The sequence below is a fragment of the Alteromonas sp. BMJM2 genome (genome assembly GCF_027257845.1).
Lineage (GTDB): Bacteria > Pseudomonadota > Gammaproteobacteria > Enterobacterales > Alteromonadaceae > Alteromonas.
In genome coordinates this window covers 88,305-113,680 of the sequence record NZ_JAPVOT010000005.1, presented here as the reverse complement: position 1 = coordinate 113,680, position 25,376 = coordinate 88,305, and the positions used below count along the sequence as shown (strand labels likewise).

Sequence of the window (25,376 nt, the reverse complement as noted above, 5' to 3'; positions counted from 1 at the left end):
TGCGGGATTTATATACGTTTAAAATGACTCGTTTTGAGGGCATGTGGTGTTGTAACACGCTCTAATGGCAATAAATGAATAGCGTAAGCGAATTTAATTGCGCTTTTTCAACAGTGAACGCAGATGAAACAGATAGCTTTAGTTTTACTCTTACTGGCATCGACCTATACCGCGGCAAAAATAGCTGTGCCAATACCAGAAAAAGAGCGTCAACATAAACATCAGGCGCTGACACAAGAAAATACAATAACAGAAGCAAAAGTAGTGAAGTGGGGAACCGACGCATGGCCAAATTTCACCGATAGAAACGGTACGGGTTTTTATCATGAGCTTCTGTCTGAAATATATAATGAACCTCAGTATTCGTTGCGTGTAGAATATTTTCCGTGGCAACGAACGCTGAAAAATCTCGCAATCGGTGAAATAGACCTCACTGGTGCCCTTCCAAAAACGAACTCTTTCTATCAATCCAAATGGCCCGTACTTACCGAAGATATTAATGTGATTTCACTTAACGACAGTGAGCTTAACAGTCGCTATTTATCGTCGAGTGTAGGTGCTTACAGAGCAGGTTATGAGGTGGATGTCTTTTACGCCGCATTGCCGAAAAGCGCGAAAGGCGTGCCAGTTGAAAGTGCAGAGCAAGCATTAATGCTGCTTAAAAAAGGAAAGGTGGATTATTTTGTCGATTTGCGCAGTATTATTACTCCCTTGATAGAAAAGGATAAAGGCGCACAAGGCTCGAATATGAAAGTGAAGACAATAGGGCGTTACAAACTGTATTGGTCTTTTGTATACAGTGACAAGGGAAAGCGACTGAAACAGCACTTTGATGAAGAAATTGATAGGTTGCTACGCAGTGGAAATCTACTATCCATGTATCAAAAATACAGTTTGGAAATGCCAATAAAAAGTATTAATTAGCACTAATTCAAAACGTTGCCTGCATTAATCTGCGTCTTGATCCGCAGAACAAAGCGCATAGAATAGAACTTTGCACACAATCAAGAACGCAAACTAAATCTTATTAAAAATTCAAAATAGAAGATCATCACATGCATCCTCGCAGTTACCATAACGAAGGATATCCCATGACGGCACTGTGTTCGTCACACCCATCCTTGAAACCCCATGTTATCAATGCTCGAAGTGGCCAAAAGAGTATTAATTTCGCTGATCCTGACGCTGTTTTAGCATTGAATACCGCAATACTGGCGCATTATTACAACGTCAGTCAATGGCAACTGCCTAAAGGTTACCTGTGCCCTCCTGTTCCTGGTCGCGCAGACTATATTCATGGTATTGCCGACCTTCTCGCCGATTTTTTTGGGAGGCAAGAGCCCTTAGGAAAGTGCGATGGCAACAAACAATCAAGCGAGATAACATCAAAAAGCGTCGATACTATTAAAGCGATTCTTGGTGAAAACGTGAAAGGTTTAGATGTAGGTGTAGGCGCTAACGCTATCTATCCGATTATTGGCTCTCAGGTATACGACTGGTCGTTTATCGGAAGCGACATCGATAAAACAGCGTATGACAATGCATCTGCAATAGTAAAAAATAATAGCTCGCTACATTCGCATATTGAGATAAGGCGGCAGCAATATTCTGAGCACATATTTAACGGAGTAATTGGTCACGATGATCATTTCACGTTCACTATGTGTAACCCACCTTTTCATAAATCTGCACAGGATGCGCTTACTGGTAGTGCGCGCAAAAACAAAAATTTAGCTGCGAACAAAGCAAAGCGCTCAGGTAAGCATCTCAAAGCTCAGTCCGAAAAAATAGGACAGTCTACTACAAGTTTGAATTTTGCTGGACAAGCTAACGAGTTATGGTGTGAGGGAGGTGAACTAGCGTTTATTCAACGAATGATAAAAGAGAGTGTTGAATTCAAGCAAAACGTCACTTGGTTTACATGTCTAGTGTCTAAGTCTGAACACATAAAGCTCATCGAAAAAAGTTTGGCGTTCTTTAAAGCTGAAGAGATCAAGGTAGTTAATATGGGGCAGGGCAATAAGCTTAGCCGATTTGTTGCTTGGCGTTTTGCGTAGCCGCCTCGCTCCGAACTTAAACGCGAGCGTAAAATTAAGTAAACTATTCAAGGCGTTTTCAATTGACAACCCAAGGCTGGTGAAAAACTATTCGTCCATACAAGGGCCGCTGCAAATATCTATAGAAAAGGTTAGCACGTCTAGCTTTTAAACGTCGATAAAATACTCGTTTATTTTGATGCTGCGGCGAACGCCACCTGTGAATATCCTCTAACCCGTTAGCGAGAACACTCTCAGCTGCAGGCAGCAAATCAACGTATTTATTTTCTGTGGACTTATCGGGTCTTTATAAACAGCAAATACGACGGCATATCGTACTAAGAGACGACGGCACGTTTACGTCAAGAAAAGACATTCAGTGTTGTAATGGCGCGGGAAATAACCGAGGCGTTGTTTTTAACGACCACCTTTATTATCCAACATTAGCAGGCGTGCTGTCGGTTGATACCACCATGCGCCAGCCCATGATTTCACCAATGGTTATTTCCGGTGTATATCAAAATGGTGAACGCTTCACCTCCGCCTCTTCCGTTATCGAAATTACCAACGAACGTAACTTAGAAGTGGCGTACACCAAGCCAATATTTGCTGCAGAAAAGGTACCGCAATATCGATATAGGCTTACCAAGGGCGACAGCGTGCTGACGTACGTTGCCGATGCCATAGAGAGTGTTAGTCGACCGGAGGATTGTCTGTTGCGTTGAGGCGGGGAAGAATTCTTGCTCATTGTTCCTACCATCAAAAAGCAAAGTTTTAAGGCGCTAAACGACAGGCTTCATGATGCGCTCACCAACTTGCATTATAAGCTTGGCCTGCCTTCGCCGTTAACCATGTCCATAGGTGCAGCTTGGCTTCCGTGGGAAAACTCGCAAACCGACTTACATCAGTGGGAGCACTCCATGCTGCTAACCGATTTGGCGTTGTATAGAGTAAAAGAAACCGGTCGTAATGGCACCGCTTTTGTTCACACAACCAAAGGGCTAAATGACTGGCTTAATTGGTCAAAAGAAGGCATTGAAAAAGCAGAGAAGCAGGCAGTGATAACGATAGAGCGTATTTAGCCTTATCACTGCTTAATGTTTGCGCTAGCCTTTCATGTTGGCAATGGTGTCTTTTCTAAGCTGTATTTTTGATTCGGCAAATGCAGCGCGAGGAAGCATTTTAAGCTTTTCAGCATAACCAAGGGCAGTGCGAAGCACTTGATCTTGAGGTACGGCAGCGTCTAAAAAGCCCGCCTTTACCGCGTCTTTACCTTCAAATATACGTGAAAAAAGTAACGCTTCGGTTTGTGATGTGAGTGCCAACCTTGCTTTGGCGAGCTCCATACCAAAAGCGGGCAGCACCATGCCAATAGCCGTTTCGTTTAGCCCATATTTTGTGCCGCCGTCTTTACCTATACGCAAGTCTGCTGCCATTAGCATGATAGCGCCTAATGCTATACTGTGGCCCTCTGCCGCAACGATCACTGGCAGTGGAAAACCGTACAGGCGAACTATGAGGTCTGCCCCAGCTTGAACAAGCCTATGCTGCTCGGCTTTGTCATCGCCTTTCATTACAGAAAGGTCGAAACCGCCGCAGAACTTTCCTTCGCCGCCATGAAATACCACAGCGTTTGCACTCTTTTCCGCTTCATCAAGTGCAGTATTAAATTTCGCTATTAAATCAAAGCCCACCGCATTCACTTTGCCGTCATCAAAGGTGATTACTGCAATGTCGTTCTCAATGTTAAAATCGAAAGCCATAAGTTTTACGCCCTTTACACATTACCTAAACTGGTATTACCAGAACCTGCATTGAGCATACGTTGCATCGAGTTGCTAATCAAATGCTTCATTTTCATAAATGTCTTGTACCAAAGACGTAACCACTTTCTTCTTATACCGACGCTGTCTTCGTCGCGCCTTGGCACCATTGGCTCTCCATTGAGCGCGCTTATCGACTACTACTTCTTCCAAGTCTTCTGCGCGATGAATTCTTGATGCATCTTTTGGTGATGTTCGTTGTGGCATAGTTTCCCCCCTAGTCAATACCAGTTCGCCTAGATAATTACCTTCTCAGCGAGACTTAAAATGTTCGTAATCGCGGACTGGTATAAATTTAGAGCCTAAAAATCGAACGTAGCTTGCTTGTTTCGCCATGTCTTCGACTTATTATTTAAGGTGGTTAGGCACACTTGGTTATTCGCTATCTTTTCGCAAAGTGCTTTTGCTGCTCGCGCTTGCTCTAAAGACAGGTTTTTATAAGCCGGAGATGGAATAACGTCATACCAAGCTGCTTGGCAAATCGTGTCTAGCACCACCCTTTGAAAGCAGTGATCGTTCTGTATGGGCCATGTGACGAGTTGATTTGCCGAATTAATAGACTGGCTAACTAATGACGTGGCCATCGCTGGCAATATAGTTTTGGTATATTCCAAATACGATTCTATTGCCATAGAGCGCTCTGAATCTTCTGTGTTTTCGCTATTTGTGATAGCTGGCGAGTCATTGTTGCGGGTTATAGCAGTCATAGTAGGTGTTAGTTTTCCGGCTTCTTAATAGTTGTTTGGAATAGATAATCACAATATGTTTCAACGACGTTTCACGATTTCTTATCACACTGTTTTCACGCTAATACTAAAATCTGATGATTCGGGTCGTAAGAATACGAAAAAACGACTTCTTACAGTGTTACATCTGTGTAAGGCAGAGGTGGAATGAGTTAGATACATAGCAAAGACGCTTCAAGAGGGTAAGAAGTCGTTAAATTTAAAAGTGTCCTCATTATCACCTTGAGTTTTTAACCACATCACTTAAACTTGCGCGCCACAAGGGGCGCACCTATTCTAAACGGCGTGTCTATTATGAACTCTGGAGCATGAGTCAATGAAGCTAAGCGATGTAAAAAAGCTACACCAAAAAAAGTATCGAACTCAGTTCGGTTATTATTTGGTGGAAGGTGAACATCTGATCTTAGAGTTATTGAAGTCGGCGCCTAAAAACACGGTGGCGGTATACGTTACTTCAGAGTATGAAGCGTGGCTTGACAATGCCAAGGCAGAATATGCGCCATTACTTAGCGATGATGTCATCCAGGTTCAGACAGTCACCTCAGTGCAAATGCAGCAAATAAGCGATACAAAATCACCTCAGGGGATTATCGCTAGGGTGCCGCTTCCTTCGGTAACTAATTCAGTAACTCATTCGCTATCTGAAGAAGTGCCGCGCCAGAATGCACCCGCGGACGAGCAGATGCAAAAGTCGGTAAGCAGCGCCAATTCAAAGCGCTGTATTTATCTTTATGAGGTACAAGACCCCGGTAACCTTGGTACAATACTGCGTACGCTAGCATGGTTTGATCAGTTTAAGCTGCTGCTCAGCCCTAACAGTGTGGATCCGTTTAACTCTAAAGTGGTTCGGTCGAGTATGGGGGCTATCTTTCACGCTGATATGGAGCTTAATGTTCCACTGGAAAGCTTAACATCACGATTTTCTCAGTTCGCTTATTTAGACATGCACGGGCAAGAGGTAAAATCCGAGAGCTTTGGTCACTTCGAATGTTACCTTTTTGGCAATGAAGCTCGTGGTGTACCTACTGAGGATGTAAAGCGTCTAAACGCTACTGCATTTACCATACCGGGCAGTGGTAAGATAGATTCGTTGAACCTTGCTAGTGCGGTGAATATTTGTGCTTACGAGCTATCATGTTAACTAAACGCCAAGTCACAACCGCGATTTTTGAGTAAGCTGCTTGCAGCGTTTTGTTTGCATTCACTATTACTTATATTTTTTCAGCCCCAATAAACACATAGGAATAACGCATGGCTCTTCAGTGGTTTCCCGGTCATATGCATAAAGCGCTCAAAGAAATAAAAGAGTCGCTCAGCCAGGTAGACATACTTATCGAAGTGCTTGATGCACGAATTCCGTTTTCGAGTGAAAATCCTGAAATTGCCAAGATACGCGGCGATAAACCCTGTATTAAAATCTTGAATAAGTATGACTTAGCCGACCCAGAGATAACGGTCCGTTGGCAAGAAAGCTTAGAAAAAGAGCGCGGCGTTAAAACCATTACCACATCGAGCGATAACCCTGGTAACAGTAAGCAACTTATGCAGCTTATCCGCAGCATATGCTCTCATAAAGATGGTCAGGCTAAAGTGATTAAAGCGATGATCACTGGCATACCCAATGTTGGAAAGTCTACGCTTATTAACATTCTTGCCGATCGAATTATCGCAAAAACAGGTAACGAGCCTGCCGTCACGAAAAGTCAGCAGCGCATAAACCTAGGAAGCGGTATTATTTTATTCGATACCCCAGGGGTGCTGTGGCCGAAACTTGAAAACCCACATTCTATCTATCGTTTAGCTTCCTCTGGCGCAGTGAAAAACACGGCAATGGAATACGATGATGTTGGTTTCTTTGCCGCCGATTACTTAATAAAGGCTTACCCAGAGGTGTTAAAAGAGCGGTATAAGCTCGATGAACTGCCAGATACCGAAATTGAGTTTTTAGAAGCTGCGGCAAAAAGTCGCGGCGCCATAATGGCCGGTGGGCGCGTAAACCTTCATAAAATTTGTGAAATACTGTTAAAAGAACTTCAGTCTGGCAAATTAGGTCGCATAACCCTTGAAACGCCTGAAATGCTTGTGGCAGAACAAATAGAAATAGAAGAAGCGGCTAAGAAAAAAGCAGAAGCAAAGGCCAAGCGTAAGCAGAAATTCAAAACCGGCTCTTTAACGCCCGACAAAAAAGACCGCAAAGAGAAGCGCGAAGAGAAGCGTGAAGAGCAAAGCCGCCGCATGAAAAAGTCTAAATAGTTATAATTGATATTACATGGTTTGGTTTACCCTAACCGCAACATAGATAATAAGGAAAAATTATGAAACGTGTATACGCGCTTGCTTTAGCTTCAATGCTAGTTGTTGCACCACAGGTACAGGCAGAAGGTTGGCTAGATTCAATCAAAGACTTTTTAGGATTGGCCGCGGAAGGCGAAGAAGTGACGGGCCCCACAATTGAAGGAATGATGGCCTCAGTTGAAGATGCAACGGGTATGACTTCTGAGCAGGTGAAGGGAAGTTTAGCGGCGCTATTTAGCTACGCTGAAAAAAATATCTCAGCAGAGCAAATCAACACACTTAAATCGAACCTGCCTAATTTAGACAGCCTGCTTGCGGCGGCACCCGATGTGAGTGAGATGAGCAGTAAAGGCTCTCTTGGTGGTTTGCTGGATAAGGCGGCTGGATATAGCGAATCTTTTTCTAATATGAACGAATTGAAAAAGCAATTCGACTCACTAGGTCTCGATACCCAGCAAATAGCACAAATTGTTGAGAGCGTTAAGGCTTATCTTGATACGGAAGAAGGGCAAGAGCTTAAGACCGTGCTAATGGATGGGTTATCATCGTTTAAGGCATAAAGGCTAGTGCTCGCAAAGGTAAGCACATTCTAGCGCGTGCAATGCTATGCGCACTCTAGTATGTTTAAAAAAGAACGAGCGTAATGCTCGTTTTTTATTTTTGTAAGACAAGTCATAACAATGACAAACTGTAGCATTGAGCAACAAATACAGTAGCTAATTCAATGGCTATCTCTTTTGACCTATCAACGACGAGGGAATGCAATGAATAATGTGCAACTATTTGACCGCGCCGCTTTCGCCAAATTGAAAAATGAGGCTGCAAAGAGCCCGCGTAAACGGGCAAACCTGAATGTACATCGGTCTTACGACGATGTTGTGCAGCGCTTATTCATTGCTATGCTTCCCGATTCTTATGTGAGGCCTCACCAGCATATTCAACGCCATAAGTGGGAGTTTTTTATGGTTGTTGAAGGGGCCTTAGACCTATTATTTTTTGATGAGCACGGCATAGTGACCAATCGTGTTTCATTGGAAGCAGGTGGGGAATGTTCAGGGTTAGAGATTGTGCCGCACACCTGGCATGCCACAGTATGTTTCGAACCTGTGGTATTCATGGAAGTAAAGCAAGGCCCTTACGATCTCAACGAAGATAAGGGGTTTGCGTCTTGGTCACCCGAAGAGGGCAGTGCAGAGGTTCCTGCGTTTTTAACTAAGCTAAAAAGCGCTGATATTGGTACAGCATTTTAAGTGCCAGAAAAACCGCAGCCGCCCAAACACGATGTTATCCACTTTCCTTTTAGGAAAGCAGTTGTTATTGCCAGCAGTGATGGTATGTTTAACTATAAGTGTTAATTAAGCCGCTAACACGCTTGGGCGAATAGGAAAATAAGCTGCTGATTACACCCAGACTTACCGAGCCGGCACAAACACGTTGAGCGATAATAAAGTACTCGCGTAGTGAGTATTCAGAAAATAGTTTTTTAAAGCCAAACCCAAAGATATAAGAGAATTATCATGCAAAACGTTTCACTATCTTATTTTTATAATTTTATCTACTGACCGCACCTGACGCGTGTTGTTCAGGGGCAAGTATTCGCTTCTGGGCATAGGTAAGAACGTTTTGCAAAAGCCCAGAAGGTGTGAACCAACTGGGCTTTTTTAATGCCCTCAATTTTTCGGTAAAAACAAATGAAAGAACTTACATTAGGCGACATCAGAAAACAGCATCGTGTTAAACAAGAAGTGGTGGCCATGGCGTTATCAGTGACTGCATCGGGGGTAAGTAAACTTGAATCTAAGCGCATTCAAGATGTGTCTTTGCAACGAGCGGCTGCGTATTTAGCTGCCGTTGGCGGAAGTTTAACCATAGAGGTGACTTTACCCGATGGCGGAACACTGGATGTTGCGTAAACCGCGACAGAGCATGCGATAACATTTACTATAGTATGATGTTAGTTATCTATTTAGGAACTCGTTATGGCTGTTCATGAAATTACGCACCCTCTTATTGCTCATAAATTGGGGCTAATGCGAAACGCTAATGTTAGCAGTAAAGATTTTCGCGAATTGGCGTCAGAAGTAGGTAACCTATTAACTTACGAGGCAACGCGAACGCTACCTACAGAGCGCGCGACTATAGAAAGCTGGTCTGGCGACCAAGTTGAAGTAAAGCAGATCAAGGGCAAAAAGATTACGGTAGTTCCAATCCTACGAGCCGGCTTAGGTATGCTCGAAGGGGTATTAGAGCTTATTCCAAACGCCAAAATAAGTGTTGTTGGGCTATATCGCGATGAGGAGACTCTGCAACCAGTGGCTTACTTCGATAAAGTAGTTAAAAACATTGAAGAAAGAACGGCACTCATCGTCGACCCTATGTTAGCCACTGGCGGCACCTTGATATCTACCATCGACTTGCTAAAAGAAAAAGGCTGTAAAAACATAATGGGATTATTTCTCGTTGCGGCACCAGAGGGAATAAAAAGCGTAGTAGATATGCACCCCGATGTTGATATTTTTACTGCAGCTATCGATGAGCGCCTTGATGAGAATGGTTATATATTGCCAGGTTTAGGCGATGCTGGAGACAAAATATTTGGTACGCGATAGTACTCATCGGACGTTTCCAACTTTTGTTTAAGCTCGCGCAAAAAGTTTAAGTTTTAGTTATGAACTCGTTAATTTGGTTGGGTTAAACGTTTAAGTTGATGTTAGTATTGTGCGAAACCCTGCTCGATAAGGTGATATAACATTGCCATAGCAGTTATCGATTAAGATTCGCACAGTGAGTGAACTACAATGAAAAAGACCAAGTTAACGCTTAAAGATGTCGCACAACAACTTGGCGTATCAACCGCTACTATTTCAAATGCTTTTAATCGTCCTGATCAATTATCAAAAGGGAAACGAGAAGAAATACTCGCGCAGTGCGAACGCATAGGCTATTCAGGGCCGAACAAGGCCGCACAAATTTTACGTAAGGGTACGTCAAACATTGTTGCACTTGTACTTGCAGACAGCATTGCCTATATGGTGAGCGACCCGGTAGCCAGTACGTTCATCAAAGGGGTATCCACAACGCTTCAGCAACAGGGCAAGCACCTGCTTCTCTACGCGGGTGATTCAAACAGTATTTTGGATGTAGTGGACTTTGTGGATGGGTTTATCTGCTATGGCGCACCGCGAAATTATAAACTAGCACAAGAAATTGCAGCCCAGTCTAAGCCAGCCATTACTGTAGATTTTGATATTGATGATGTGCCTTCAATCAACATTGATAACGAAAACGCGGCGTATGAAGTTGCCAAAGCTGCAATCGATGAAAATGACATTGTCGCTATACTTGGTTTACGGTTAATTGACTCACCTACCACCTGCAGAATTTACGATAGCCCCTTGATTGATGTAAATAGCTCAATCTCACATCGTCGTTTAGACGGTTACGTGCGGGCTGCGAAAGAGCAGGGCATTGAGATAAACAATGAATGGATTTGGCACCTTCCCGAGAGTGACAGAAGCTACGCCCGACAAGCAGCCAAAGAAGTGCTTATGAGTTCGCCGCGGCCTAATACGGTGCTATGTATGAGTGATATCATTGCATTAGAGTTACTGCACAGCGCGCTAGCGATGGGCATTGATGTGCCAAACGAACTCAAAATTACAGGTTTTGATGGCATTGAGGAAGCGGATAGAGCTAGGCCGCATTTAACAACGGTTTGTCAGTCTAGCGTAGCTAAGGGCGAAGCCGCCGCTAAAGCGTTATTAGCCGGTGAAGTTCGCAAGCAAATACTGCCGTTTGATTTAAGGCTGGGCGAAACCATTCGTCATTAGTATTGATTACCGTTGATGTTAATGTAAGGGTTTGCGGCGCTGCCGATATAAATACGTAGCTAGCCCCATTCTTGGGGCGCTATATCAGGCTTTGCTAAAAAGTTAGGCATTATTCCACACTAGTGCTTTAAAGTGCTTACGGCACATAGACTCATAGGTGTCGTTTCCGCCTATTTGAACTTGGTCACCACCTGTAACAGCATTACCTTGTTCGTCCAGTCTTACCACAAAATTCGCTTTTCGACCGCAATGACAAACGGTTTTTAGCTCGAACAGTTTATCGGCCCACGCAAGAAGATAATGACTGCCCTCAAAGGTTTCACCCAAGAAATCTGTGCGCAACCCGTAAGCTAGCACTGGCACATCAAGCTCATCAACCACTTCAACCAATTGGCGAACCTGCTCTTTAGTGAGAAATTGTGCTTCATCAATAAAAATACAATCGAGGGGACGTTCTTGTTCATCTTGCTGAATTGAGGCGAACAAATCATCGTCTTTGCTATAGAGTTTGGCATCAGCCTGCAAACCGATTCGAGAAGTGACTTTTCCAATACCGTAACGATCATCAAGACCTGCAGTATAAATAATTGAGTGCATACCGCGCTCACGGTAGTTATATGCAGATTGGAGAAGAGAAGTGGATTTTCCTGCATTCATCGCAGAATAATAAAAATAAAGTTGTGCCATGGTGATTAATTTTTTTCGTTATACCAGTTTTTCAAATCTTCAAGCTTCATGGGTTTAGCGAAATAGAAACCTTGCAGATAGTCTGTGCCCAGCATTGCTAAGTGTTTAAATTGCTGCTCTGTTTCGATACCTTCAGCTATGGTCTCACAGCCAAATTCTTTCGCCATTAACAGCGTTGCTCGTATTATGGTATCACTCTCTTCGGATGTATTCTTTACAAAAGATCTGTCTATCTTAATAAAGTTGAAAGGCATGGTTTGCAGTCGAAATAGTGACGAGTACCCCGTACCAAAGTCATCGATAGATATCTTCACTCCACGCCTTACCAACCCTTGCAGTCGTTGTGTAACCAGTTCCTCATCGTTGGCAAAAACACTTTCTGTCACCTCTAACGATAAACGCTGTGGCGCCACTTGAGTGGTTTGCAAAGCACTGTCTAAAATCTTAATAAACTCATCGTCTAACAATTGTGCAATAGAAACATTCACAGATAGGCACATAGAGTCAGATGCTGACCAGTGAGATAAGTCGATTAGCGCACGGTTAAGCACCCATGCGCCTATTTCTGGCATCATTCCTGAGCGCTCCGCTAGGGGGATAAATACATCCGGCGTAATATTCTCTCCATCGCAAGACCAGCGCAACAGCGCTTCAACCGAAGACAGTGCGTTAGTGTTCACACTGATAATTGGCTGATAGTGCACACATAATTCGTCGTTATCTATGGCGTTACGCAACCGTTCACACAAGCGTTGCTCTCGCTTTACCTCGTCATGCAAAGCTTCATTAAAAACACCTACAGACCCTCTTTGCCTGCGCTTTTGGTCGTACATGGTGAGGTCTGCATGCTGGATTAAATCCATGGCAGTGTGACCATGTTCGGGAAACATGGCGATACCAATGGTGGCATCTAGAGTAATTTGGTTTTTATTAGCCGTAACCGGAATGGCAATACCACTTCGCATTGCGTGGGCAACGGTTTTTGCGGTATCCACAGTCACATAAGGCAAAAGCGCAACAAACTCATCGCCACCCCATCTGGCAAGGTGGTTGGTTTCACAATATTTGCTGAGGCGTTGCGCTATTTCAGTCAGTACGATGTCACCTATTTTATGACCTAAGCTATCGTTTACCTGCTTAAAACCATCTAAATCGACAAACAAAACGGCAAAGGTGCCGTCCACTGCCTTTGTTTTCTCAAGCAATGGATTCATGTGTTTTAGCAAACCGTTTCTATTGAGAAGGCTTGTAAGTGGGTCGTGATTAGATAAACGAAAGAGATCTTCGGTACGCTTTTGTACCTTCATTTCTAAACTGCCGTTGACGTCATCAAGTCGCTGGTTTGTGTTGCGCAGAAGCTGGTTCACCCGATCAGTTTGTTGCCGTTCTCGCTTCATTTGCTCAACCAGCATCATATTCTTAGCTTTGAGTTGAACCGTGTTTATAAAGAAATTGTTGTATCTAAACGCACTAGCGAAAAGGCCTACCCAAAATACGATGCCAAAAACGCCCAAAACAAAAAATTCATCATTACTAAAAAGTGCGCGTACAGATATAGGAAGTATTAAGACCGTTCCGTAAAAGACCACCAATACCTTGCTGGGTGCTAGAAGCGTACTTCCTCCAGCTGCCATATTGGCAATCACCACCATGGTAACGGCGAGCTCAATCATTCCCATTGAGTCGTAGAGAAGGGTGGTATAAAGGGCCCAAATAGTGCCTGTTGCAATTAAACCTACAGAAAAACGCAGTAGCGCTGCTGTTGGTTTAAATTCGGTGCCTCGAAGTCTTTTGCGCCAATAGAAGGAATCTACCCATCGAGCAAAAAGTGTTACGGCCATTGCTAACAATAACGAAAGTTTAATTTGTGAAACAGATGAGTCGGTAGGCTGGAAAAAGAATATAAGCCCGGAAAACAAAAACGCTGTCATGACTAGACCAGCGGCAGAGTTTTCCATGAGCATGTTCACTGTATCCCTGTCTACGCTCTCTTTAGGTATATCATCATCGTAAAGATGCAAAGTAGGCGCCTCTTTTCATTGCTACCGTATAGTCACCATAAAGATAGCCAAACTATAAATGTTAACTGTAATAATTTTAACTGTTTTTGGCTATATGGAAATCAACACGCCCTTAATATAACCCATTCTCACGGGTTTTCCGCTTCCTCTCTACAATTACTTGTTTATAACAATTAGAAGCCCGAATTTAGATAACACGTTCATCACTTGTTAACACTTTCAACAAAATAAATTTGAAATTTATTTATAAAAACTGAACCGCAGAGTCAATTTGTAGCCATTTAGACACTATGTACTATGCTTTTACTTGTTGTAAGAGTAAAGCGCGTGGCGAAAGCCCGCATTGAGCAAGGCTTTTGTATTCTTTCTTAAACGTTTAAATTTTTCGTTTGTACTAGACGTTTGTCTATTAAGTCACCATGAATTCTGTAAATCAATTGTTTGTTAGACTAATTGTTATGCTTAATTGTGAAAATTTTTTTCACAGAATCTTTACAAGATGAAAATCTTGGTATACATTCTTAATCGATTAAGCAGCGGGTGCAATCGCTGTGTCATATTAAGTAAGCATTTTGGATATCAAGGCTCTAACACACTGCCGGAGATGACATGAAAAACACACACACACTAAACGCATTGACACTCGCTGTTTGCGCAGCACTTTCTGGAACTGCCTTCGCACAAGAAGCAGCACCGTCTGACACTGAAGCAAAGAACAAAGAAAAGTATGAACAAATCGTTGTTACTGCCGCGCCTGGTGGTGCAACTATGCAGGAAGCGAGTGTTTCAGTAAGTTCATTTGATGAGAACGACATTATTAAGCTTGCGCCTCGTTCAACGGCCGAAGTGTTCCGTGCACTTCCTGGTATCCGTGCTGAATCTTCTGGCGGTGGCGGTAACGCAAACATCACTATCCGTGGTATTCCTTTAGCAACGGGTGGTTCAAAGTTTTTACAGCTTCACGAAGATGGTCTTCCAGTACTTGAGTACGGCGATATAAACTTCGGTAACGCTGATAACTTTATCCGTTACGATTGGTCTGTTGCTAACGTAGAAGCGATTCGTGGTGGTTCTGCATCCACATTCGCAAGTAACTCACCAGGTGGTGTTATCAACATGATCAGTAATACTGGTGAAGTTGGCGGCGGCGCTATTGGTACTTCATTTGGTGTTGATTACGATGAGTTTCGTTTAGATTTCCGCTACGGTGGCGAAATCAGTGACGACATGTACTACCATATTGCTGGTTTTGCCCGTGGCGGTGAAGGCCCGCGCGATACCGGTTATAACGGCGACCAAGGTGGTCAAATCAAGTTCAACATCACCAAGATGCTAGATAACGGTCACATCCGTTTCTACTACAAAAATCTTGATGATAAAGTGTCTACTTACTTACCTTCGCCAGTACTTGTAAAGGGTGACGGCGAGTACGGTCCAGTACCAAACTATGACGCAAGCTCACAAGCGTTGAACTCTGCGTTCAACACGAACATTTCTACATTCGACAGCTTTGGCAACCCAGAAAACCGTGACGTACGTGACGGCATCGAGTCTAAGGTGAGCTCTTTTGGTATTGAAGTTGACTTAGAAGTTGCTGATAACTTGTTCCTTCTTAACAAATTCCGTACGTCGGATATCTCTGGTGGATTCATTGCCCCGTTCGTAGATGGTTTCCCTACAGGCCCTGGCGATGTATCTAACTTTGCTTCAGCATTGTGTGCAGGCGCAACTGACGGCGACGGAAACGCGCTAAACTGTGACACTACTACAGTCACATTGGCAAATGGCCCAGGTGCGGGTAACGCATACTCAGGTCTTGCTTTTACTAACTTACAGTTTGATACTCGAATCAACGATCTTGGCAACATGATCAACGATTTCAGCCTTCGCAAAGAGTTTGATAATGGCGTAGACCTAACGGTAGGTTACTACTACTCAAATCAAGAAATTGCTACAAGCTGGTCTAGCTGGCAGACGTTTATCCAGACACTGGATGGCTCTAACTCTCAAATGCTAAATATCACTAATGGTGATGGCGTTGAGCTAGTATCTGATGGTTTATTGTCTCCAAGCTTCCTTTCTTGGGAATGGGACCTAAACTATCAAACTACTGCACCTTACATGAACGTTGGCTTCGAACTGTCTGACAACATTCTTATTGATGCGTCAGTTCGTTATGACACAGTTGAAGCATCGGGTGAGTTAATCAACTCATGTTGTGGTGGGAACACTGACTTTGATATCAACGGCAACGGCGTTATTGAGCAAATAGAAGATGCATCGGCAACTAACAGTGGCTTTATCAGTGGTGGTGTTATCAATCTAAACCGAGCAGGCGCGGTGTCTCAAATTGTTGACTACACAGCAAACAACACGTCGTACTCAGTAGGTGGTTCATATTTGTTAAGTGACAACCAAACGTTCTTCGCTCGCTACTCAAAAGGTGGCCGTGCCATTGCAGACCGTTTACTACAAATTGGTGGAACACTGAATCAAGATGGTAGCCTAACAGACACCACGTCAGGCTTTGATACGACTAAACAGTTTGAATTGGGATACAAATACGGCACAGCAGACTTAATGGTTAACGCCACGTTGTTCGATACCGTTACCGAAGATACACAGGCAGAAGTGACCAGTGGTTTAACGTTCATGCGCGAATATGAAGCACGAGGCCTTGAAGTTGAAGGTCGTTGGGAAGCTACGGATAACTTCAGAGTGTCAGGTAACGTAACATGGACTGATGCTGAAATTTCTCGCGATAGAGAAAATCAAGCCCTAGTTGGTAACACGCCACGCCGTCAAGCAGACTGGATTTGGACAATTACACCTGAGTACGTCACAGACACATGGTCAGTGGGAGCGTCGATACAAGGCTCCTCTGAGTACTTTGTTCAAGATGACAACGACTTGTTCCAAGAAGGATACAACTTGGTCAACTTGTTCGCGACGTATTGGGTGAACGACCAATTTTCAGTGGCACTTAACGTGAATAATGCCACTGATGAATTTGTAGTAACTGAAGTTGAACAAACACCGTTTGGTGAGATTTCAACGGGAGATTTTGTTCGCGGAAGACCACTCAATGGTCGTACAACAGTGTTATCTCTTAAGTATATGTTTGACTAATAGCTTGTTAGTTTAACGAATAAAATGCCCGCTTAACGCGGGCATTTTTGGTTGTATCTGCGGCTAAATTTTTCTGAGCTTTCATCCTCCTTACAGTTCACCAGGCTGTCTTGTTTGGTGTATTTTAAGCTGTATTGCTATTGCTTCAGACAGCTTATCTTTTAGGTGTAAATGCTTTTTATTGATAACGTGCACTAATTTGTGCTCGCACTTTTCTTCTACATTGGGAATATGGGTAAAACCGTATTCGTCAAAAATAGTAAGGTCAGAAAGTCACTAGGGGCAATAGCGTAGTTAAAGCGTCCAGTTTTTACTAATTGGACAACATGATAGAAATCGTCAAACTCATAAAAATTGGCTTCAAATTTGTTGCCTCGGTGCTCGACGCTCTTAAAAAAGCGAGTAGTGACTGCGATACCAGCAGTAGGGTCATTGATGATATCAACATGACACTCAACGCTTTTAACGCACAGTAAAAACGATGCCCCTCTTGATAACTGCGGTTTAATGGCAATCACGTTGGGGTTATCTTTCGTTGTCTTTTATTTATGTGTCGTATCGGATAACGTCTGCATCGGTCATTCCTTCATTTAAAAGCTTTAACCCTCTTTTGCCTCCCACTTTTTCAAAAGTTACGGCAATACCTATTTGTTCATAAGCGCGCTTGATTATCGGTTTGTAGAAGTCGTTCACACGGGGATGGTTTATGTAACCAATAATAAAATGGCCGTCGTCATGGTCGGCATAAGCTGTTGATGCAGTTAGGTTGATGGACAGAGCCAAGGCGAAAGCCACAGAGGCTGTGGAAGTGACTGAGGGCATATCCTTTCCTCACGATTGCAGTTCCAATACGTCTAAGGATAGAAAACAACGCAGTAAATAGCCAACTGTGTGAACCGCCATTTATATAAACGGTTAATTATCAAAATATAAAGCCAAAAAAAAGCCCCAGCGGATGCTGGGGCTTTCAAATTATTTGTAGAAGTCAGCGCTTAGGCAGCGTTCTTTCCACCGTCTACTGCAGTTAATGTCTGCGATGCTGGAAGTAACTCCAAGTCGAACGTGTATTCATCAACACGTACCGCTAGCTTGCGCTTCTCATTGTAGTCATGCAGTTTTGCTGCTTCTTCAGCGTTAACAACGCCTTTCTCTTGAAGCTTATTAAGCGCATGCTCAAACGAGATAAACGGAACCACTGGCTCTTTGCGAAGCGCTTTTTGCACTTTGCTAAGCAAGTGAGCAACGGCGTGTTTCGCTTTAAACGCTTGCTCGTTAATGTCGTTACCATCACCTGGAATAACGCGTACTAGGTGAGTTAACTGATCTTTCACGCTGTTGTCTTGCATAGAAGCAAGTGACAATTCACGCACTAGGTCGTCGCTAATACCCTTAACGCTGTTTGTGTAAGTGTTAGTTAACAAACGCATTAGGCCGCGAGTCGCTGTATTCGGGAAATTGTTGATAAAGTTAACAATTGCCTGATCAGCCTGCTGTAAAGACCACTGCATCGCGTACTCAAAGTACGGAAGTGCCAGCTTTCTATCTTCAATACGTTGCTCGTAGAAGCGAATTGCCGCCATTGCACCGTATAAGTAGCTCATTACGTCGCCTAAGCGAGCAGACAATAGCTCTGCTTTCTTAAGGTCACCGCCAAGTACAGCAAGTGACAAATCAGCAAGTGGCGCTAGTTTCGCAGCAATGCTGTTCACGCGCTTTTCATACTGACGTACTTCTGGCAACGCTGACTCAGATTCGCGTAAGAAAGGTAAGTAACCTTTACCTAAACTGCGGAACGCATTTTTAACGCTAAATCCGATAGTTTTGCGAAGTACTTTGTTAAATTCTGCATCAGCCGAACTTTCGTTGCTGTGAATTAGGTCAACCATATCTTTAAGGTGTGGGTGACAACGCATTGCACCTTGGCCGAAAATCATCAGGTTACGTGTAAGGATGTTTGCACCCTCAACCGTAATGGCAATAGGTAGTGCTGAATAGCCGCCTGCCAACGTATTTTGAGGACCACGTTGGATAGCTTTACCTGCCTGTACATCCATTGCTGAGTTTAATACATCACGACCCAGCTCGGTCATGTGGTATTTAGCAATAGCAGTCACTACAGAAGGTTTAACACCTAGGCCTAGACCTTCAGTGGTAAGAACACGCATTGACTCTAGCAGGAACGTTTTACCTGCGATGTCTGCCATCTTCTCTTGAATACCTTCAAAACGACCGATAGGTAAACCAAACTGTTCACGTACAAAAGAATACTCAACGGTGCCTTTAAACGCTGATTGAGCAGTTGCAACGCCCATCGCAGGCAATGAAATACCGCGACCTGCACCTAAACAGCTCACCAACATCTGCCAACCGCGACCGATGTTCTTTTGACCACCAATAACGAAATCCATTGGGATAAATACATCTTGACCGCGAGTTGTACCGTTATAAAAACGAACGCCCATAGGGTCGTGACGGTTTCCAAGTTCTACACCAGGGTGTGACTTTGGAAGTAGGGCACAGGTAATACCGTGCTCAAACTTATCACCAAGTAGTTGGTCTGGGTCGAATACTTTAAATGCAAGACCAAGAACCGTAGCGATAGGCGCAAGTGTAATATAACGCTTGTCCCAACTTACGCGAAGACCAAGAACTTCTTCACCGTTGTATTCGCCTTTTGTCACAATTGCTGCGTCTGGTATTGCACCCGCGTCTGAACCTGCCTCTGGGCTGGTAAGGGCGAAACATGGAATGTCACGACCGTCAGACAATCTAGGCAACCAGTAGTCTTGTTGTGCTGTAGTGCCGTAGTGCATCAACAACTCACCCGGACCTAACGAGTTAGGTACCATTACTGTCACCGCAATCGCGCCGCTTTTCGCAGCAATGGTGGCAACAATCGTAGAGTTGGCATATGGACTAAATTCCAAACCGCCGAACTTCTTAGGGATAATCATTGAGAAGAAACGGTTTTTACCCAAGAAATCAATAATTTCTTGTGGGATATGCTTTTCGTTTCCAAGCTCGAAATCGTCAATCATGCCCAATAGCTCTGCTACTGGACCATCTAAAAATGTTTGCTCATCCGCACTCAGTTTTGCCTGAGGGATATCGCGAAGTGCCTGCATATCAGGCTTACCCTGATAAATTGAAGATTCAATCCACACATCACCCGCATCTAGGGCTTCTTGTTCTGTAATTGAAATTGGGGGTAGCACTTTCTTTAAGCTAGTTCTAATACTCATATTTACTCATCCGCTCATCTGACCAGTTGTTGATATAGATACTACAACAAATTTACAAAAGATCAAAAAAAATCGTCGATGAAGAAGTTAAAATCCTGTAATGTTACAGTAAATCATATAGTTAGGTTTTTCGTGTTTTTTCTACCTGAAGGTGAAAAGTATGAAAAGTTCACGTTGAAATACAAAAAGCTTCATATGGATTATGTTAATTCATATTTAAGCGATACACTTATTGCATAATCAGAACTCAGGATGTTGTGATGTCTCACAAGTCGAAAAAGCCCTTCTATTTAGCTTTTCCTAAGGCCTCTTTGGTTTTCACCTTACTTGTTATGGCTGTAGCGTTAGTTGGAGCTCAGAATCTCTATTTTCGTGGCGATTACAAGGTGTTCTTTGAGGAAACTGACCCGCAGCGAATGGCCTTTGAAGAGATGCAAAATGTTTTCAATAAAACTGAAAACGTTGCGTTTATGATTGTGCCGAAAAGTAATAATGTCTTTAATCAAGATACGCTCAATCTCGCTTACGACATAACCGAAGCGGCTTGGCAACTCCCTCTATCGACAAGAGTTGAGTCGATTTCAAATTATCAGCACACTTACGACCTCGATGGCGACTTAATAGTTGAGGACCTCATTTTTGAGAAGCTGCAAAATAGTAAAGATATACCCCGAATAGAAAAGGTGGTGGATTCTACCCCTGAAGTTCTAGGTAGGCTGGTTTCAAAAAACAAAGAAGCGTTAGTTGTTGATACTACAATACAACTTCCTGAGGGAGATCAAACTAAAGCGGTTATAGAAATTGCGACAGAAGCAAAAGCAATTAAAGCTGAGATGGAAAAGCGTTACCCTGGCCATGAGATCTATTTGACAGGTATGGTGGTCATGAACGACGCATTTGCCGCTGCAGCGCAAGATGACGCTGAGACGTTAATCCCAGCCATGTTTGTGCTGATTTTTATCGCCATAGCTATCATTGTGCGCTCTGTTTGGTCGGCTGTTTTTACTATGGCAGTGGTTGTGGCGTCAATCGCTATTACTATTGGTTTAACTGGCTGGATGGGTATTTACTTGAGCACAGCGACGGTTAATGCGCCTACGATGATTACAACCCTTGCCGTTGCTGACTGTATCCATATTATCGTTGGTGTTAAATATTTTTTGAGTAAGGGGTTTTCGGCACATAACGCTATCCAGCAAAGTGTGAAGGTAAATAAAAAGCCTATTTTTATCACAAGCATAACAACGGCAATTGGATTTCTTATGCTCAACTTCTCTGCCGTGCCTGTTTTAGCACATTTAGGGAACATGACTGCGTTGGGAGTCATGCTTGCCTGTGTATTTTCATTAACTGTACTTCCCTCCATGCTTGTTTTACGACCCCTGAGTAGCGGCAGTTCAATCAATAATGCACTGTTTATTCGTTGGGGAGAGTTTGTGGTTAAAAATCATAAAACATTGCTTGTCTCTTCGCTTAGCGCCATTGTTATCATAAGTGCGTTTGCAACGAACAACAGGCTTAATGATGTAGCAGTAAAATATTTTGACGATCGAAGTACATTTCGACAAGCCGTAGATGTGAATGAGAAAGTGTTTGGCGGTATGTCTAACATCGATTTTGTTTTGTATACCGACATCCCATATGGCATAACAAAGACTGCTTTCCTTGATGATGTTGCACTATTCTCTGAATGGTTGAACAATCGAGAAGAAGTAAACCACGTTCTGACATTCACGGATACGTTGAAACGTTTGAATAGAAATATGAATGGAGACGACGGGGCATTTTCTGTTATCCCCGAAGATTCCGAATTAGCATCGCAGTACTTACTGCTCTACGAAATGTCACTGCCTTTCGGCCTAGATCTCGGTAACCAAATAGATATCGATAAGTCCGCGTTAAGGGTTGTCGCTGTGATCGAAAATTTAGGTAGTAGTGAAATAACGCAACTAGAAAAAGATGCGAAGGCTTTTTTCAATTCTTTGGAAAATAATTACAGAATTGAAGCCGCAAGTCCGCCACTAATGTTTGCTCACATTGGTGAACGTAATATGAAGAATATGGTATGGGGAAGTGTTCTCGCGCTGGCTTTAATCTCAGGGCTCATATTATTTGCTCTTAGGTCGATAAAATTAGGTGTCGTTAGCCTGGTAACTAACCTACTTCCCGCTGCCATTGGTTTTGGTGTGTGGGGTATGCTGTCGGGTGAAATTAATATGGCCCTGTCTGTAGTCATCAGCATGACGATGGGAATTATTGTCGATGATACAGTGCACTTTTTATCGAAGTATCAAACTGCCAGAGAAGAAGGTAAGAGTGCCCATGAAAGTGTTATTTTTGCGTTCAGTTCAGTGGGTATGGCATTGACAACAACGACTATTGTCCTAACCCTAGGATTTGCGGCGTTAGCCTCATCGAGTTTCATGCTGAATGCACATATGGGAATATTAACCATAATTATCATTGTGGCTGCATTAATTGTGGATTTTATTTTCCTCCCCGCTTTATTGGCTTGGATGGGTAACAACAGTCAGCCTAAAAGAGAGAGTTATTTATGATATCAACACAGAAAGCCGTTCCGTTCCTACTTATGCTTCTCATGGGGGCATCCCATGTTGTTGCATCGGAAACTGAAACCGCAAAGGCACTTTCGATCGCAAAGGAAAGAAAACAGAGGGATATTGGGTGGGGGACTACCGAGGCAACAGTGACGATGATTTTGGGCAATGGTCAGGGGCAAGAAGCCCGGCGTGAACTCAACGTTAAATCACTGGAAGTGGCAGATGATGGAGACAAAGCTCTCACCGTTTTTAATTCCCCACGCGATGTGAAAGGCACCGCGTTTCTGAGCTTTTCTCATGCACTAGAGCCTGACGAACAATGGATTTACTTACCTGCATTAAAGAGGGTAAAACGAATATCTTCGCGAAATAAAAGCGGCCCCTTTGTTGGCAGTGAGTTTGCCTTTGAAGATATGACCTCATATGAAGTGGAGAAATTTTCTTATGAATATCTTGGTGAAGAAGAGGTGAACGGCGAGGTATGTTTTGTACTAAAACAAACACCTAATTATGACTACTCTGGATACACGTCACAGAAGGTGTGGATTGACAAGTCTCACTATCGCGTTCAAAAAGTTGAGTTTTACGACAAGAAAGATACGCTGTTGAAAGTACTTAAACCTCAAGAATATCAACTGTATAAAGACAAGTTCTGGAGACCTATGCGAAGTGAAATGCGAAATGTACAAACCCGTAAATCGACCTTCCTAATTACGGAAAATATTGACTTTGACACGGGTTTGTCAGAAAGCGATTTTGATAAAAACAGGTTGAAAAGAGCGCGATGATAAGAGCTTTTGCCTTATGTGCATTACTAGCTTTAATTAATGCTAGCTATGCAGACGTAGAATTGACTGGCTCTGCGGGGTTTGACCAGCGGTATTTTCTTCAAGATGCACTGTATCAACCTCAGGAGCGCTCATATAGCTCAGCATTTTTGATGCCTGAGATTTATACGCAGTGGAATGATGGAGCCGATACGCTTGTCGTTAAGCCGTTTTATCGTATTGATGAGCATGATGATGAGAGAACGCACGGCGATATAAGAGAGTTTCAATGGTCACATTATGCTGACTCTTGGGAGACACGAGTAGGCATTGGGAAAGTGTTTTGGGGGCAGACTGAGTCTCTGCACCTCGTAGATATTATTAATCAAACTGATTTGGTAGAAAGCGTCGACGGTGAGGTCAAACTTGGTCAGCCTATGGTAAATATCAGCTATTTCTCTGACTACGGTATGTTCTCTTTTTATGCATTACCGTATTTCAGAGAGCGGACATTTCAGGGGGAGAACGGTCGCTTGCGTCCGCCAGATGCCATAGGTGAAGCAGTGTACGAGTCTGATGACGAAGAACAAAATCTTGACTTTGCAATCCGATGGCAATCCTCAATTGGTGAATGGGAGTTAGGGCTGTCTGCATTTTCAGGAACCACTAGAGAGCCTGAACTTTTTACTACTGTAACCCAAGATGGCGAACCAGTGATTTTTCCTTTTTATGCACAAATAGACCAAGTAGGAATTGACGTGCTGAAGGTGTCAGGCGCATGGCTTTTAAAATTAGAGTCTATTTACCGGAGCGGACAGTCTGAAGATTTTGCAGCGCTAGTCACCGGTTTTGAGTACACTAAACATGGAATTTTGAGCTCAAACTACGGTTTAGGCTTTTTAGCCGAGTACCAATATGATGAACGAGATAACAATTTCTTTGCCGTTGGTCAAAACGACTTGATGGTGGGATTGAGAATTATCGCTAATGATATCGCAGGAACTGAGGTATTATTTGGCCTTGTTCAGGATTTGGAAGAGTCTTCCACCTATTCAGGTTTTATTGAGGCCTCAAGCCGACTAACCGCGAATTGGAGTTGGAAGCTTAATGGGTACTTCTTTTCTTCAGAGGATATTGAGGACCCATTTTACTTTTTACGCAGAGATGATTACGTACAATTTTCACTAGAATATTATTTTTGAGGTTTAGATGAAGCAGTATTTATGGATAGCAAGTGCACTAGTCGCAGGAACATTATTTTGCTCAAAAGCAGAAGCTGCACCTGAAAACTATGGAGTAGTATCTGTAGGATATACGGATTTTGAATTTAATGATGGAAGCGATCGCGAGTTCGCCTACAGCGTGGCATATGGTCATAAGATTGACAGGCAGTGGTACGCCGAGGTTGGCTACCTAAATCTTTTCGATTATTCGGAAGATGATTTAGAGGCCGAAAGCGAAGCGCTTTACTTAGCTTTACTGGGCAAAGCTAGCAGCACAGAGGGCGAGTTGTTTTATAAACTTGGCGTAGCCCGTGTAGACGTTGCAGCCACGGTTCCATGTGGCGACGATGCCGCTCCCGCATCATGCAATTATGACGATGGTCTTGTTGCTGGTTTAGTGGGTTTAGGATTTGACTATTATGTTTTCCAAAATGCAATGGTGCGCTTCGAATATACATACATTGGCGGTGAAGATAGCTTTTCTACTAACATGCTTAATCTAGGATTTCGCTATAACTTCAATTGATTAATCGTCCGATCAATCCAAAGGACCCGTGAAAGAGTACTAATTTTATTAAGTTAAGGAAGGTACTTACAATGAAAAACGAATTAGACAGCAAGTTTTTACTTCAAGTGTTCGACAAAATTCGTCAGCATGGCTCGAAAGAGGGTGACGAATACAAGTTAATGGGCATTACGGCATTTACTGACCACGATGGATATACTCTGTATATTGAGGACGTCAATGTGAAGTTGCGATTCGGGTTTCATAACCAATACCATTTTGATTACGACTCCAGTGATCACTATGATTCCTTTGAGAAAAAGCTGAAGCAGATCGACAAGACATATTAATTTCATCTAAAAACCCTTCAGACTGAGCCGCTTCTGCTAGCTTTAGTTTATGTAAGTTGCATGTGACTAATTTTAGCAGGGGTGGACGTCGTTCAGTTTCCCTTTCATAGCCCGTTATAATTCGTTCTGATATAATACTCCCTCTATTATATGTTGGAAAT

24 protein-coding genes and 1 pseudogene are annotated in these 25,376 nt (G+C 43.2%); 17 read left to right on the top strand and 8 right to left on the bottom strand.

What is annotated here, in order from left to right; all coding sequences use genetic code 11:
• Positions 1-123 precede the first annotated feature (123 nt).
• From O9X84_RS07600 to O9X84_RS07585, 4 genes and pseudogenes are all read left to right on the top strand, one after another.
• Positions 124-924 (top strand): substrate-binding periplasmic protein, encoded by an 801-nt coding sequence (locus tag O9X84_RS07600; protein ID WP_269519085.1) that lies wholly within the window; start codon positions 124-126, stop codon positions 922-924.
• A 131-nt stretch (positions 925-1,055) separates the two neighbouring features.
• A complete protein-coding gene (gene rlmF / locus O9X84_RS07595; RefSeq protein WP_269519084.1) occupies positions 1,056-2,057 on the top strand; it encodes a 23S rRNA (adenine(1618)-N(6))-methyltransferase RlmF in 1,002 nt (333 codons plus the stop codon).
• A 269-nt stretch (positions 2,058-2,326) separates the two neighbouring features.
• Positions 2,327-2,761: a hypothetical protein gene (locus O9X84_RS07590; RefSeq protein WP_269519083.1), complete on the top strand. Its 435-nt coding sequence runs from the start codon at positions 2,327-2,329 to the stop codon at positions 2,759-2,761.
• A 12-nt stretch (positions 2,762-2,773) separates the two neighbouring features.
• Positions 2,774-3,118 (top strand): annotated as a pseudogene (locus O9X84_RS07585) (hypothetical protein); the annotation flags it as partial.
• 24 nt (positions 3,119-3,142) lie between these two features.
• On the opposite strand, the gene O9X84_RS07580 reads toward O9X84_RS07585, so the two are convergent.
• From O9X84_RS07580 to O9X84_RS07570, 3 genes are all read right to left on the bottom strand, one after another.
• Positions 3,143-3,799, bottom strand: coding sequence for a crotonase/enoyl-CoA hydratase family protein (locus tag O9X84_RS07580; RefSeq protein WP_269519080.1), 657 nt, complete (start codon positions 3,797-3,799; stop codon positions 3,143-3,145).
• 75 nt (positions 3,800-3,874) lie between these two features.
• Positions 3,875-4,066, bottom strand: a complete 192-nt coding sequence (locus O9X84_RS07575) for a hypothetical protein (RefSeq protein WP_269519079.1) — start codon at positions 4,064-4,066, stop codon at positions 3,875-3,877.
• A gap of 95 nt (positions 4,067-4,161) precedes the next feature.
• Positions 4,162-4,566, bottom strand: a complete 405-nt coding sequence (locus tag O9X84_RS07570) for a hypothetical protein (RefSeq protein WP_269519078.1) — start codon at positions 4,564-4,566, stop codon at positions 4,162-4,164.
• A gap of 355 nt (positions 4,567-4,921) precedes the next feature.
• On the opposite strand from O9X84_RS07570, the gene O9X84_RS07565 reads away from it, so the two are divergent.
• The 7 genes from O9X84_RS07565 (at position 4,922) to O9X84_RS07535 (ending at position 10,730) form a co-directional block, all read left to right on the top strand.
• The gene (locus O9X84_RS07565) at positions 4,922-5,746 is read left to right on the top strand and encodes a TrmH family RNA methyltransferase (RefSeq protein ID WP_269519077.1); all 825 of its coding nucleotides are present in this window, start codon (positions 4,922-4,924) and stop codon (positions 5,744-5,746) included.
• Positions 5,747-5,856: 110 nt separating this feature from the next.
• Complete coding sequence (gene ylqF, locus O9X84_RS07560; protein WP_269519076.1) at positions 5,857-6,858, top strand: ribosome biogenesis GTPase YlqF; 1,002 nt, start codon at positions 5,857-5,859, stop codon at positions 6,856-6,858.
• A gap of 62 nt (positions 6,859-6,920) precedes the next feature.
• Complete coding sequence (locus tag O9X84_RS07555; RefSeq protein ID WP_269519075.1) at positions 6,921-7,460, top strand: DUF2780 domain-containing protein; 540 nt, start codon at positions 6,921-6,923, stop codon at positions 7,458-7,460.
• A gap of 204 nt (positions 7,461-7,664) precedes the next feature.
• The gene (locus tag O9X84_RS07550) at positions 7,665-8,150 is read left to right on the top strand and encodes a WbuC family cupin fold metalloprotein (protein WP_269519074.1); all 486 of its coding nucleotides are present in this window, start codon (positions 7,665-7,667) and stop codon (positions 8,148-8,150) included.
• Between the two features lie 441 nt (positions 8,151-8,591).
• On the top strand, positions 8,592-8,813 hold the full coding sequence (locus O9X84_RS07545) for an XRE family transcriptional regulator (protein ID WP_032097192.1): 222 nt from the start codon (positions 8,592-8,594) through the stop codon (positions 8,811-8,813).
• A gap of 66 nt (positions 8,814-8,879) precedes the next feature.
• Positions 8,880-9,509, top strand: a complete 630-nt coding sequence (gene upp, locus O9X84_RS07540) for a uracil phosphoribosyltransferase (protein WP_269519072.1) — start codon at positions 8,880-8,882, stop codon at positions 9,507-9,509.
• 189 nt (positions 9,510-9,698) lie between these two features.
• Complete coding sequence (locus O9X84_RS07535) at positions 9,699-10,730, top strand: LacI family DNA-binding transcriptional regulator (RefSeq protein WP_269519071.1); 1,032 nt, start codon at positions 9,699-9,701, stop codon at positions 10,728-10,730.
• A 102-nt stretch (positions 10,731-10,832) separates the two neighbouring features.
• Here the strand turns inward: O9X84_RS07535 and O9X84_RS07530 are convergent, their stop codons facing one another.
• Both O9X84_RS07530 and O9X84_RS07525 read right to left on the bottom strand, forming a co-directional pair.
• Positions 10,833-11,417, bottom strand: a complete 585-nt coding sequence (locus tag O9X84_RS07530; protein WP_269519070.1) for a thymidine kinase — start codon at positions 11,415-11,417, stop codon at positions 10,833-10,835.
• A 5-nt stretch (positions 11,418-11,422) separates the two neighbouring features.
• Positions 11,423-13,438: a putative bifunctional diguanylate cyclase/phosphodiesterase gene (locus O9X84_RS07525; protein WP_269519069.1), complete on the bottom strand. Its 2,016-nt coding sequence runs from the start codon at positions 13,436-13,438 to the stop codon at positions 11,423-11,425.
• 609 nt (positions 13,439-14,047) lie between these two features.
• On the opposite strand from O9X84_RS07525, the gene O9X84_RS07520 reads away from it, so the two are divergent.
• On the top strand, positions 14,048-16,567 hold the full coding sequence (locus O9X84_RS07520; RefSeq protein WP_269519068.1) for a TonB-dependent receptor domain-containing protein: 2,520 nt from the start codon (positions 14,048-14,050) through the stop codon (positions 16,565-16,567).
• Positions 16,568-16,785: 218 nt separating this feature from the next.
• Here the strand turns inward: O9X84_RS07520 and O9X84_RS07515 are convergent, their stop codons facing one another.
• The 3 genes from O9X84_RS07515 to O9X84_RS07505 form a co-directional block, all read right to left on the bottom strand.
• On the bottom strand, positions 16,786-17,085 hold the full coding sequence (locus O9X84_RS07515; protein ID WP_269519067.1) for a hypothetical protein: 300 nt from the start codon (positions 17,083-17,085) through the stop codon (positions 16,786-16,788).
• Positions 17,086-17,113: 28 nt separating this feature from the next.
• Positions 17,114-17,389: a hypothetical protein gene (locus O9X84_RS07510; protein ID WP_269519065.1), complete on the bottom strand. Its 276-nt coding sequence runs from the start codon at positions 17,387-17,389 to the stop codon at positions 17,114-17,116.
• A gap of 170 nt (positions 17,390-17,559) precedes the next feature.
• Positions 17,560-19,809, bottom strand: coding sequence for an acyl-CoA dehydrogenase (locus tag O9X84_RS07505; protein ID WP_269519064.1), 2,250 nt, complete (start codon positions 19,807-19,809; stop codon positions 17,560-17,562).
• Positions 19,810-20,069: 260 nt separating this feature from the next.
• Between O9X84_RS07505 and O9X84_RS07500 the strand changes: the two genes are divergently transcribed.
• From O9X84_RS07500 to O9X84_RS07480, 5 genes are all read left to right on the top strand, one after another.
• Positions 20,070-22,367, top strand: coding sequence for an efflux RND transporter permease subunit (locus O9X84_RS07500; protein ID WP_269519062.1), 2,298 nt, complete (start codon positions 20,070-20,072; stop codon positions 22,365-22,367).
• A complete protein-coding gene (locus tag O9X84_RS07495; protein WP_269519061.1) occupies positions 22,364-23,158 on the top strand; it encodes an outer membrane lipoprotein-sorting protein in 795 nt (264 codons plus the stop codon). The genes O9X84_RS07500 and O9X84_RS07495 overlap by 4 nt, the downstream gene beginning before the upstream one ends.
• On the top strand, positions 23,155-24,339 hold the full coding sequence (locus O9X84_RS07490; RefSeq protein ID WP_269519060.1) for a hypothetical protein: 1,185 nt from the start codon (positions 23,155-23,157) through the stop codon (positions 24,337-24,339). Before O9X84_RS07495 ends, O9X84_RS07490 begins: the two co-directional genes overlap by 4 nt.
• A 7-nt stretch (positions 24,340-24,346) precedes the next feature.
• Positions 24,347-24,886: an outer membrane beta-barrel protein gene (locus O9X84_RS07485; protein WP_269519059.1), complete on the top strand. Its 540-nt coding sequence runs from the start codon at positions 24,347-24,349 to the stop codon at positions 24,884-24,886.
• 71 nt (positions 24,887-24,957) lie between these two features.
• Positions 24,958-25,215, top strand: coding sequence for a DUF3081 domain-containing protein (locus O9X84_RS07480; protein WP_032097183.1), 258 nt, complete (start codon positions 24,958-24,960; stop codon positions 25,213-25,215).
• Positions 25,216-25,376 lie beyond the last annotated feature (161 nt).